General features: G+C 43.3%; 11 protein-coding genes. 10 read left to right on the top strand and 1 reads right to left on the bottom strand.

The annotated features are described in order from the left end of the window. Positions 1-94: 94 nt before the first annotated feature. Genes truB through HZA77_02405 form a run of 10 tightly spaced genes read left to right on the top strand, consistent with a single transcriptional unit; the run spans position 95 to position 11,583 of the window. Positions 95-1,036 (top strand): tRNA pseudouridine(55) synthase TruB, encoded by a 942-nt coding sequence (truB, locus tag HZA77_02450; GenBank protein MBI5374265.1) that lies wholly within the window; start codon positions 95-97, stop codon positions 1,034-1,036. A 16-nt stretch (positions 1,037-1,052) separates the two neighbouring features. After that, positions 1,053-1,322: a 30S ribosomal protein S15 gene (rpsO, locus tag HZA77_02445; GenBank protein MBI5374264.1), complete on the top strand. Its 270-nt coding sequence runs from the start codon at positions 1,053-1,055 to the stop codon at positions 1,320-1,322. Between the two features lie 52 nt (positions 1,323-1,374). Then, a complete protein-coding gene (pnp, locus tag HZA77_02440) occupies positions 1,375-3,462 on the top strand; it encodes a polyribonucleotide nucleotidyltransferase (GenBank protein ID MBI5374263.1) in 2,088 nt (695 codons plus the stop codon). Between the two features lies 1 nt (position 3,463). Beyond that, positions 3,464-4,726: an insulinase family protein gene (locus tag HZA77_02435; protein MBI5374262.1), complete on the top strand. Its 1,263-nt coding sequence runs from the start codon at positions 3,464-3,466 to the stop codon at positions 4,724-4,726. A 49-nt stretch (positions 4,727-4,775) separates the two neighbouring features. Continuing rightward, positions 4,776-6,068, top strand: a complete 1,293-nt coding sequence (locus tag HZA77_02430; protein ID MBI5374261.1) for an adenylosuccinate lyase — start codon at positions 4,776-4,778, stop codon at positions 6,066-6,068. A 19-nt stretch (positions 6,069-6,087) separates the two neighbouring features. Beyond that, a complete protein-coding gene (gene purS, locus HZA77_02425; protein MBI5374260.1) occupies positions 6,088-6,330 on the top strand; it encodes a phosphoribosylformylglycinamidine synthase subunit PurS in 243 nt (80 codons plus the stop codon). Between the two features lie 6 nt (positions 6,331-6,336). Next, positions 6,337-7,245 carry a phosphoribosylaminoimidazolesuccinocarboxamide synthase gene (locus HZA77_02420; GenBank protein MBI5374259.1) on the top strand — a complete coding sequence of 303 codons (909 nt, stop codon included), beginning with the start codon at positions 6,337-6,339 and terminating at the stop codon, positions 7,243-7,245. 16 nt (positions 7,246-7,261) lie between these two features. Further along, a complete protein-coding gene (purQ, locus tag HZA77_02415) occupies positions 7,262-7,951 on the top strand; it encodes a phosphoribosylformylglycinamidine synthase subunit PurQ (protein ID MBI5374258.1) in 690 nt (229 codons plus the stop codon). A 1-nt stretch (position 7,952) separates the two neighbouring features. Next, a complete protein-coding gene (gene purL / locus HZA77_02410) occupies positions 7,953-10,178 on the top strand; it encodes a phosphoribosylformylglycinamidine synthase subunit PurL (protein MBI5374257.1) in 2,226 nt (741 codons plus the stop codon). Then, positions 10,171-11,583: an amidophosphoribosyltransferase gene (locus tag HZA77_02405; protein ID MBI5374256.1), complete on the top strand. Its 1,413-nt coding sequence runs from the start codon at positions 10,171-10,173 to the stop codon at positions 11,581-11,583. The genes purL and HZA77_02405 overlap by 8 nt, the downstream gene beginning before the upstream one ends. A gap of 17 nt (positions 11,584-11,600) precedes the next feature. On the opposite strand, the gene HZA77_02400 is transcribed toward HZA77_02405, so the two are convergent. Further along, positions 11,601-12,434, bottom strand: coding sequence for a YihY/virulence factor BrkB family protein (locus HZA77_02400; protein ID MBI5374255.1), 834 nt, complete (start codon positions 12,432-12,434; stop codon positions 11,601-11,603). Positions 12,435-12,501: the final 67 nt, after the last annotated feature.

Genomic DNA, 12,501 nt, shown 5'->3' with positions numbered 1-12,501 from the left:
TGACAAGTAAGGGGTTTTTGTTTATTTGTACCAATTCGTTTGAAGGGGAGAAGTGTCTAAAGTCTATAGGAAACTGAAATCAGACTGAAATAATATGGATGGCATAATAAATCTTTATAAGCACAAGGGGATAACTTCCTTTGATGCAGTTAAGATGGTAAGGAATATCTCCGGTGAAAAAAAGTGCGGACATGGCGGCACCCTTGACCCGCTTGCCGAGGGAGTCCTCCCTGTATTTCTCGGAAAGGCAACAAGGATAATACCTTTTATGCCATCAATAGAAGACGGTGAGAAGAAATATTCAGCAATGATACGACTTGGGATAAGCACTGACACCCTTGACTCAGAAGGAACTGTTGTTGCAACATACGAAGGGGAAAAGACCCCGGCTTTGGAAGATGTGCAAAAGGCTGTGAAATCGTTCAGTGGAACAATCAGGCAGGTACCTCCCATGTTCTCAGCGGTAAAGCACAAGGGGAAAAGGCTTTACAAGCTGGCAAGGGAGGGAAAAGTCGTTGAAAGAGCGCCTCGTGAGGTGAAAATAAAAGAAATTGAAATACTTTCTTTTGAGTATCCTTTTTTAAAAATAAATGTTACATGCTCTGCCGGAACGTATATTCGTGTCCTTGCTTCTGATATAGGGGATATGCTCGGTTGCGGTGGGCATATCTCAGAACTTGTAAGGCTCAGGAGCGGAGCCTTTGATATAGATGGCTCAAAACGCATTGATGAGGTGAGAGAGGCCGGCGCAAAAGGGATACTTACCGGAATCGTCCATGAAATTGATTCAATCCTCAGCAGCCTTGCCGAGGTGCATGTGACAGATGCCGGTGAGAAAAGAGTACGCGATGGTGCTTCTGTTACAATGGAAAACGTAGTGTCGGTAAATGGGACACTTTTTGATACGGGTTACTGCAGGATCAAGGGTGAAGGACAAATGCTCCTTGCAATCGGGCAGAGTATGGCCCCGGATGCAGATGGCCAGAGTGAAGATAAGAGTTATGTATTTAAAATAAAACGTGTGTTTATTAATTGAAAGGGGGTAAGAGTTCGTGGCATTAGAAAAAGAAAAGAAAAGCGAAATTATAGGGAAGTTCAGAAAGCATGGGACAGATACAGGTTCGCCGGAGGTTCAGGTTGCTATCCTTACTGATAGGATTACATACCTCACAGAGCACTTCAAGACCCATGAAAAAGACCACCATTCGAGAAGAGGCTTGCTGAAGCTTGTAAACAGGCGCAGGAAACTCCTTGATTATGTCAAAGGCGTTGACGTCTCAAGGTATTCCAAGCTAATTCAGGATTTAGGTCTCCGCAGATAGCAGATCCAGCATTTAAAGCTCATAGAAGTTAATTGATAGAGGCTAATTGATAATGATAAAAAAAGAAATTGATTTTTTCGGGAAAAAACTTTCCCTTGAAACAGGAAGGCTTGCAAAGCAGGCAGATGGCGCAGTCTTGGCAAGCCTGGATGATGTAGTAGTGCTTGTTACAGCAGTAAGCAGTAAGTTAGACAGGAAGGGCTTGGATTTCCTCCCGTTCTCTGTTGATTACAGAGAAAAAACCTATGCCGCCGGCAAGATACCGGGCGGGTTCTTTAAGCGCGAAGGAAGGCCAAACGAGAAGGAGATTTTAACATCCCGTCTCATTGACAGACCTTTAAGACCTCTTTTCCCTGACGGATATTTTAAAGATGTCCAGGTCATGGTGAGCGTACTTTGCACTGACCAGAAGAACGACCCCGATGTTATTTCCGTGATTGGCGCTTCGGCAGCGCTCCTTATTTCGAATATCCCGCTTACCATCCCGGTTGCAGCAGTGAGGGTTGGCAGGATTGACGGGAAGTTTATAATAAATCCGACCTACGAGGAGCTGGAAAAGAGCGATATCAATCTCATCGTTGCAGGTACAAAAGAAGCAGTGACAATGGTTGAAGGCGGAGCGTCTGAGATATCTGAAGCTGACATGCTGGAGGCGGTTTTCTATGGCCATGAATCACTTAAAAAAGTAATAGAGCTTCAGGAAGAATTCCGCAAAGAGGCAGGCAAAGAAAAAGTAACTGTAACTATCGTAGATGACCATGAATTCAGAGATGCAGTAAGGGCAAAAGTCAAGGACGCAATAAATGCTGCCTGCCGAATAAAAGCAAAGCTTGAAAGGCAGGATGCAGTAGAGAAGATAAAAGCTGATGCCAAAGCTGCACTTGAAATAGATGAAGAAAAAGAATCCCACTTTGAACGGTACTTTGGTGAGATTGAAAGCGAATGCCTGAGGACTATGATAGTGGAAGAGTCAGTGAGAGCTGACGGAAGGGGTACAAAGGACATAAGGCAGATAACATGCGAAATCGGAGTTCTTCCGAGGACACATGGCACTGCGGTGTTTACAAGGGGTGAGACCCAGTCATTAAGCGTTGTGACGCTGGGTACCTCAGATGATGAACAGATAATTGATGCACTTGAAGGGGAATCAAGACGTTCCTTCATGCTGCATTATAATTTTCCTCCATTTTCAGTCAATGAAACGAGCAACCGCTTTGGACCCGGAAGGCGTGAGATAGGACATGGGAACCTGGCGGAACGTGCATTGAAGCAGGTTTTACCGTCATCTGATAAATTCCCATACACTTTAAGGATTGTTTCCGAGATACTTGAATCAAACGGCTCTTCATCAATGGCCACTGTTTGTTCAGGCTCTCTTTCTCTCATGGACGCAGGAGTTCCCATAAAGGCGGCGGTGGCTGGTATTGCCATGGGACTCATAAAGGAAGGGGAAAAGGTAGTTGTACTCTCCGACATACTTGGCCTTGAAGACCATCTTGGTGATATGGATTTCAAAGTTGCCGGAACAAAGAACGGAATCACTGCTTTCCAGATGGATATCAAGATATTGGGGGTCACAAAGGATATTGTAAAAACAGCGCTGGAGCAGGCAAAGGCAGGAAGGCTCCACATACTTGGCAAGATGGATGAAGTCATTTCCAAGCCGAGGGAGTCAATCTCAGCTTATGCTCCGAGGATACTTACCATAAACATCAACCCGTCAAGGATCGGCGAACTCATAGGCCCGGGCGGCAAAAATATAAGAAGCATAATAGAGCGGACCAAAGCAAAGATTGATGTTGATGACACCGGCAGGGTTAATGTCTCTTCCGTTGACAGCCAGGCAGCAGAAAGCGCAGTCAATATAATAAAAGGGATGATGGAAGACCCGGAAGTCGGCAAGATTTATCTGGGAAAAGTTAAGAAGATTATGGATTTCGGGGCTTTTGTTGAAATACTTCCGGGGACTGAAGGACTTGTCCACATATCACAGCTTGAAAACACAAGAGTGAAGAGCGTGAGAGATGTACTCAATGAAGGGGACGAGGTTCTTGTAAAACTCCTTGAAATCGACAAGGACGGGAAGCTTCGTTTGAGCCGCAAAGAGGCGCTTGGAGAGACTGAAAAGAAAGTAAACTAAAATGCTTCTGAAAGAATCTCTTCAGAATGGAGTTACTTTAGTTGCAGAGCATGTTCCGCATGTAAGGTCAGTTTCAGTAGGTGTATTTGTAAAACAGGGTTCCCGTGATGAACCGGAAAAATTCAGCGGGCTTTCCCATTTCATAGAACACCTTCTTTTCAAAGGTACGAAGAACCGTAATGCCAAGGATATCGCAGTGGCCCTGGATATGATAGGGGGTTACTGCGATGCCTTTACAAGCCGTGAATATACAGGTGTTTTTGTACAGGCATCTGATTTCCACATTGAGACCGTCTTTGAACTCCTCTCCGATATCCTTCACAATTCTCTTTTTGACGACAATGATGTGCAGAAAGAAAAGAGGGTTATACTTGAAGAGATAAAGATGTGCGAGGATCTCCCGGATGAATTCCTTTATGACCTTTTCTTCAAAGTAGTCTGGAAAGGACATTTGCTTGGCAACCCTATCCAGGGAACAGTAAAGTCGGTAAACAACATAAAATCTAAGACAATAAAGGAAATGTTCCCCGGTCTTTACAGGCCTTCACAGATCATCCTTGCTGTAGCAGGAAGTTTCAATAAAAAAAAACTCATTGATTTTTCCAACCGCTATTTCTGTTTTGATAACGTCCATGATGTTAAAAAAAACAACTCTCCTTCAAGGAAGAAACCCCAATATACTCCGGATATTTTTATAAAGCGCAAGTCTCTTGAACAGGCGCATTTCTGCCTGGGTTTTCCCGGGGTCAGTCAGACAAGCGAGATGAGGTTTGCAAAATATCTTTTGAATCTTATTCTCGGTGGTAGTATAAGCAGCAGGCTTTTTCAAAAAATAAGGGAAGACCGGGGGCTTGTTTATAATATTTATTCGTTTTACTCTTCCTTTACAGATACCGGGATTTTCGGTGTTTATGCAGGAGCGAGCCCTGACAATATTGAGGAGATAGTTAAGCTTGTAATGGATGAGCTTGAAGATATAGCGGTGAAAGGAGTAAAGGATAAAGAACTGAAGATAGCCAAAGAGCATCTGAAGGGGAACTACCTCCTTTCCCTTGAAAGCATGAACAGCCGTATGACAAAGCTTGCAAAACAGGAACTTTTTTTTGGAAAATTTTCTGATATTGATGAGATAATGAAAAACATAGATGCGGTAACCATTGAAGATATCAAACGTTTTGTATCGGCGGTTTACAGGAAGGATAAGCTTTCGCTTGCAGGCCTTGGTCCAATAAAACGGAGCATCAGACGGGAGATGTTCCTTTAATAAGAAATAAATTTATATCTTTTAAAGATTACGAAATAAGGAGATTACATTGATACCCAGATATACACGCCCTGAGATGGCAAAAATTTGGGAGGACAGGAACAAGTTTCAGAAGTTTCTCGACATTGAGATCCTTGTTTGCGAGGCTTTAAGCCGCAAGGGGAAGGTTCCGGCCTCAGCCGTTAAGAACATTCGGGCAAAGGCGGATTTTGACGTTAAAAGGATCGATGAAATAGAGAAGGTCACAAAACATGATGTCATAGCCTTTCTCACAAACGTGGCAGAACATGTAGGCGAAGACTCCCGTTTCATCCACATGGGGCTTACCTCATCTGATATCCTTGACACAGGCCTTTCCCTTCAGCTCAGAGAAGCAATGGACATGATAATAAGCGATGCCAAAGAAACTATGAAGGCTATAAAGAAACTGGCAATGCGTTATAAGAAGACAGCAATGCCGGGACGGTCTCACGGCATGCATGCAGAGCCAATAACTTTCGGGTTTAAAATGGCTGTCTGGTACGATGAGATGGCAAGAAACTTGAGAAGGCTAAAGCAGGCGCGCGAGACAATATCATATGGAAAAATATCAGGTGCAGTTGGAACATTTGCCAATGTGAATCCTGATATCGAAAAGTATGTCTGTGCGAAACTGGGATTAAAGCCTGCTCCTGCATCGACGCAGATATTGCAGAGAGACAGGCATGCTGAATACCTCACGGCACTTGCAATTACAGCGTCTTCGCTTGATAAGTTTGCAACCGAGATAAGACATCTCCAGCGTACAGAGGTCGGAGAGGCAGAAGAATTTTTCTCCAAAGGGCAGAAAGGTTCGTCGGCTATGCCTCACAAGCGAAACCCAATAACCTGCGAACAGATATCAGGTCTTGCGAGGGTGATAAGAGGAAATGCAATGGCAGCGCTTGAAAATATTCCGCTCTGGCATGAAAGGGATATAAGCCACTCGTCGGTAGAGAGGGTAATAATGCCGGACAGCACGATCCTTATGGATTATCTTTTAAACAAGGTCACAAACCTGTTTAACAACCTGCTGGTATATCCTGAAAAGATGAAGCAGAACCTTGAGCTGACAAGCGGCGGAATGTTTTCGCAGGGAGTACTCCTTGCGCTCATTGACAAAGATGTCATCCGCGAGGATGCTTATGAGATGGTACAGCGCAACGCGATGAAGGCGTTAAAAGAAGGAGGCACATTTAAAGAGCATCTCCTTAAAGACAAGGATGTGATGAAATTTATGACTCCTTCTGAGATTGATAAAGTTTTCAACTACAGTTATCATACAAGGAATATTGACAAGATATTCAAAAGAGTGTTCAGATAGGGATATCGCGGAGATTAAAATGATAAACGTAAAGGTCTTTATAAAATTCAAAGAAGGGGTACTCGATCCTCAGGGGAAGGCTGTAAAAAGCTCGCTTGCATCCCTTGGATTCAATGAGGTCGAAGAAGTAAAGGTGGGAAAATATATCGAGCTTAAGATTAATGGGAATGATGCTGAGGTGGCAAGACAGAGGGTTGACGTTATGTGCAAAAAGCTCCTTGCCAATCCTGTAATAGAGAACTTTGAAATTAAAATAGGGTGATGCGCCATGGGAGAAAATTACCTGTATAAGGAAACAGTCAGTAAGACGAATTTCAGCGGGCTAAAGTTAGTAAAACGGGGGAAGGTGCGCGACATATATGATTTGGGAGATAAGCTCCTCATAGTTGCCACTGACAGGCTTTCCGCCTTTGACGTTATCCTTCCCAATGGTATCCCTTACAAGGGGAAAGTGCTGACGGCGCTTTCAAAGTTCTGGTTTGATAAAATAAAAGATGTTGTCCCGATACATGTTGTGAGCTTTGATGTAAAAGACTATCCTCCGGAGTGCGCTCCTTACAAGGAAACACTGAGAGGAAGGAGTATGCTTGTGCTTAAGACCGAGGTGATTCCTGTTGAATGCGTTGTCCGCGGTTATCTTTCAGGCTCTGCATTTGAGGAGTATAAAAGAACAGGCGGCACTGTGTCAGGGATAAATCTGGGGGCAGGACTTGTTGAAAGCTCAAAGCTGAAGGAGCCTATTTTCACGCCCTCAACCAAGGCTGAGGCAGGGCACGATGAGAACATTACCTTCGAACAGATGAAGGGAATTGTAGGGAGCGAGCGCGCGGAGAAGCTAAAAGAATACACACTCAATGTTTATAAGAGGGCTTGCTCCATAGCTGAGCAAAGGGGAATAATCATAGCCGATACAAAATTCGAATTCGGTATCCTGAAAGGGCAGATATATATTATCGACGAAGTCCTCACGCCTGACTCTTCACGCTTCTGGCCAATGGATGACTATGCGCCGGGGCGTCCCCAGAAGAGTTTTGATAAGCAGTTTGTAAGAGATTATCTGCTGACGCTTGACTGGGATAAAACTCCACCTGCACCCGAGCTTCCGGAAGACGTTATTCTTAAAACCAGTAAAAAATATCTCGATGCGCTTGAGAAACTTGCTGACGTGAAACTGTGAAATCAGGGATTTATTGATGAAATTTGGAGTAATAATATTCCCTGGTTCAAACTGTGACCGTGACTGTTTCCGCGTTATCAAAGATGTCATAGGCGCTGATGTAAGCTTCATCTGGCACAAAGACAGGGATATCAAAGGCTTTGACTGTATTGTTCTTCCGGGCGGTTTTTCCTACGGAGATTATTTGAGGACCGGCTCCATTGCACGTTTCTCGCCTGTAATGGAAGAGGTTGAAAAATTTGCCTCTGCCGGCGGCTATCTTATAGGGATTTGCAACGGCTTCCAGATATTGCTTGAAGCAGGACTCCTTCCGGGGGCGATGATACGGAACCGGTCGCTAAAATTCATATGCAAGCATATAAATGTGAAGGTTGAGAACAACGCAACTCCATTCACTAAAAAATATAAATCCGGAGAAGTGCTCTCCATACCAATAGCCCATTCTGACGGCAACTACTTTGCAGACAGCGAAACTATCGCAAGGATTGAAGATAACGGGCAGGTAGTTTTCAGATATTCGACTTCCGGAGGAGTTGTAAACGATGAAGGGAATCCAAACGGTTCGATTAACAATATAGCCGGCATAGTGAGCGCAAATAAAAGGGTGCTTGGGATGATGCCTCACCCCGAAAGATGTTCGGAAGAATTGCTTGGCGGAATCGACGGCAGAGGAATTTTTGAATCAATAACGGAGCATTTAAAATAAAATGACAGAATCTGTAATAACAGAAGAGCTGATAGCTTCGCACGGACTCACAGTGGAAGAATATGAGAAGATCTGCGCTATCATGGGGAGGAAGCCAAATTACACTGAGCTTGGAATTTTCTCGGTCATGTGGAGTGAGCATTGCAGTTACAAGAGCTCAAGGCGCTATCTTAAAACTTTGCCTACAAAAGGTGAGTGTGTTGTACAGGGACCGGGGGAAAATGCAGGTATAATTGATCTGGGCAATGACATTGTGGCTGTTTTTAAGATTGAAAGCCATAATCATCCTTCCTTTATTTCCCCGTATCAGGGGGCTGGAACAGGGGTTGGCGGAATCCTCCGCGATATTTTTACGATGGGAGCAAGACCCATTGCTAACATGAATTCTCTCAGGTTCGGCAATGTGAGCAATCCGAGGACACGCTATATCATTGAAGAAGTTGTTGCCGGGATTGCCGGTTACGGCAATTGCATGGGAATACCGACTGTTGGCGGAGAAGTTTTCTTTGATGATTGTTATGAAAACAATCCTCTTGTAAATGCTTTTACATTGGGGATTGCCAAAAAGGACATGATTTTCTACGGGAAGGCAAGCGGTATCGGAAATCCAGTGATTTACATAGGCTCAAGGACAGGAAGAGACGGGATTCACGGCGCCACTATGGCTTCAGAGGAATTCAATGAAGAATCAGAAGAAAGACGCCCTACAGTACAGGTGGGAGACCCTTTCACGGAGAAACTTCTCCTTGAGGCATGTCTTGAACTGATGGAGAAAAATATTATTCTCGGTATTCAGGATATGGGAGCCGCAGGGCTTACATGCTCGACATCTGAGATGGCTGCACGGGCAAATACCGGCATAGAGATAGACTTAAGCCTTGTCCCTCTGCGCGAGACTGGAATGACACCATATGAAATAATGCTTTCAGAATCGCAGGAGAGGATGCTTCTTGTCAGCGAGCAGGGAAAAGAAAAAGAGATTGAGAGCGTTCTTAGGAAATGGGACCTTGAGGCAGCTGTTATCGGGAAAGTTACTGACACGGGAAGGTTTGTTGTAAAGAACCATGGCGAGGTTGTGGCAGATATCCCTGTACCTGCACTGACTGATGATGCACCGCTATATAACAGACCGCTTATGCGTCCTTCATTACAGGATAAACTACAGACACTGGATATTAACTCCATTCCGCTTCCGCAGGATATAGGTAGTGTTTTCGATCTTCTCATAGCAAGCCCTGACCTTTGCAGCAGGAGATGGGTATATGAGCAGTATGACCATATGGTTGAAGCCAATACGGTTATACTGCCTGGCTCTGACGCTGCCGTGCTAAGGCTTGAAGATACAGGCAAGGGACTTGCGGTCTCTCTTGATGGGAATGGAAGATATTGCCATCTTGATCCATTCGAGGGGAGTAAAATTGCTGTCGCTGAAAGCGCAAGAAATATTGCATGTTCCGGCGGACGGCCTCTTGCCATTACGAATTGTCTTAATTTTGCAAACCCTGAACGGCCCGAAGTCATGTGGCAGTTCTCTGAGGTTATAAGGGGGATAACAGAGGCGTGTAACGCCTTTGGAACACCTGTTATCAGCGGGAATGTGAGCTTTTATAATGAAACAACAGGAAACGGTATCTATCCAACACCTGTAATTGGGATGGTTGGAATTATTGATGATATAAATTGCCGCTGTACACAGGCATTAAAAAAAGAAAATGATCTGATAATCCTGCTTGGAGAAAACAGGGAAGAGATAGGCGGTAGTGTATATCTTAAAATGATCCATGGACTTGCGGCTGGAAAGCTTCCTGTCTGCGATCTTGAAACTGAAAAAAGGCTCCAGAATGCAGTAAGAGACTCTATCGGAAAAGGTCTGATTAACTCTGCCCATGATTGCTCTGACGGGGGGCTTGCTGTTGCTCTTGCAGAGATGTGCATGTCGGCATCAACTTTGCTGGGAGTCGATGTGGAGATAGATGATGACATAAGGGTTGATGCCCTTCTTTTCGGGGAAACACAATCAAGGGTTGTAGTTGCCTGTCCAAAGGAGAAGGAAGAAGAGTTGCTTGAATTACTTATTAATTATTCTATTAATTATAAAGTGCTTGGGACTGTAACATCCGGTCGGTTCAAACTCCGTGCATTATCCGGAGGAAAATATTATACAATTGAAAGAGATATACTGGAAATCAGACAAGCCTGGGAAAAAGGATTTGAAAAAAATCTGTAAGTCAAAAATAAAGAGCGATACATTTGAAGAAAACTGCGGCATTTTCGGAATCTACGGCCACCCGGAAGCAGCTAACCTCACCTATTTAGGTCTCTATGCACTCCAACACCGAGGACAGGAAGGTGCAGGGATATGCTCCTCTGACGGTGAGATTATTTATCATTCGAAATCGAACGGACTTGTTGCCGAGATATTCACGGCGGAGAAGCTGAAAAAACTAAAAGGTTATATAGCAATTGGTCATAACCGTTATTCCACGACCGGTTCCAGCAAGCTAAAAAATGTACAGCCTTTTTATGCCAACTATTCCTTTGGAAGCATAGCAATCGGTCATAACGGCAACCTTGTGAATGCCAAGGGACTAAGGGGAATGTTACAATCGAAAGGGGCTCTCTTCCTTTCAAGCTCGGACACAGAGGTAATAATCCACCTTATTGCACAATCGGAAAAGAAATTACTTGTAGACAGGATAATAGATTCACTTGCGCAGGTTAAGGGTTCCTATTCGCTGGTCATACTGGCTGAAAAGCAGCTCATATGTATAAGAGATCCCCGTGGATTCAGGCCGCTTGTTATGGGAAAGCTGGGCAATTCGACAGTGGTTGCTTCCGAGACATGTGCACTGGATCTTATCGGTGCAAATTCAGTCAGGGAAGTTGAACCGGGTGAGATGATCATAGTTGACGAAAATGGGGTTACAAGTCTCAAACCATTTCCTCCTGAAAAAACATCGCTATGCATATTCGAGTTTATTTATTTTGCAAGACCTGACAGTTATATTTTCGGACAAAGCGTTCACAGTGTGCGGAAGAGATTTGGAAGGGAGCTTGCAAGGGAGAACATTGTTAAAGCAGATGTTGTTATCCCTGTTCCGGACTCGGGAGTCGTAGCAGCATTAGGTTATTCCGAGGAATCAGGAATCCCTTTTGATAAGGGACTTATAAGGAACCACTACGTGGGGCGTACATTCATCGAGCCGGAGCAATCAATAAGGAATTTTGGGGTAAAGGTGAAACTTAATCCGGTTAAAGATGTTATAAACGGGAAAAGGGTTGTAATAATTGATGACAGTATAGTTCGCGGAACAACAAGCCAGAAGATAATCAAGATGATCCGTGATGCCGGTGCTAAAGAAATACATATGAGAATAAGTTCTCCTCCGACTTCATATCCCTGCTACTACGGTATTGATACACCTACCAGAAAGGAGCTTATAGCATCCTTTAACTCTGTTGAAGAGATAAGAAAATTTATAGGTGCAGATTCCCTTGCCTATTTGAGTGTCGAAGCGATTGGGGCTGCAGTGAAGGATAGCGATAACTCAGTTTTCTGCAAAGCCTGTTTTACCGGTAAATATCCAGTTGAAATTGAAGACGGAGCTGACAACCAGATGGAGCTTTTTTAAAACACTTTTTATTGTCATTATCTTTCCCTCTTTTCACGTGCGTATTCAGAACAAAACTCCGCTCCGATTATTATTATAAAGCAGGATACATATATCCAACTTAATATCGTTATAAGTGTTGTCACCGGGCCGTAAAGCACCTTGTAGTCAGTAAACGACCTGATAAAAAAAGTAAATCCATTGAGCAGGATTTCCCACATCAAAGCAGTTATCATAGTTCCGGGGAGTATTTCTCTAAATGTTACTTGAGTATTGGGAAGAAATTTATAGAACGATAAAAAAAGAAGAAATGACGTTAGTGATGTAAGAATTTCGTATATCAAGTCTTGCATTGGAAATATTCCATTTACCAGGTCGGGTATAATGGTGAAACCGCTTAGCATGTAAATAAATGACATTGAAGAAATAGAGGTTAGAAGAATAATACCTGCTATGAACATTATTGCAAAGGATAGGAACTTCTTCCTTATGAAATGTCTTTCAGACTTCACTTTCCATGCTTTGTTTATCGCTTCTTCAAGTGCTGTGAAAAAATAAACTGCAGAGGAGAGCAGAATCAAAAAACCAATAACTCCCAGTTTATGTTTTGAGTTAATAGAATAGGCTATGCTCCTTTCAATAGAAGATATTGATGCGGGAAAGAAGTCCTTGAGGAATAATGCTGCTTTTCTGCTGATATCAGGTGAATCTACGATAAATCCCAGTATGGAAAAAAATATCAATATAAGAGGAAACAGGGAAAAGAAGGCATAGAATGACAAGGCTGCTGCCTTTGTTGTGCCTTCATCGTCGAAGGTATTTTTTATGGCGATACCGTAAATTTTACAAATTGATAGTAATTTTTTTATCATATCTAAGCTAAAATGAAATTTATTCTTTAAATTTTCTTTTGATGTTAATAAAAAAAAATATGTATAA

This window comes from Candidatus Schekmanbacteria bacterium (assembly GCA_016219965.1).
GTDB lineage: Bacteria > Schekmanbacteria > GWA2-38-11 > GWA2-38-11 > J061 > JACRJM01.
Note: the sequence above shows the minus strand (reverse complement) of the source record. Positions and strands in the feature narration are given on the sequence as shown.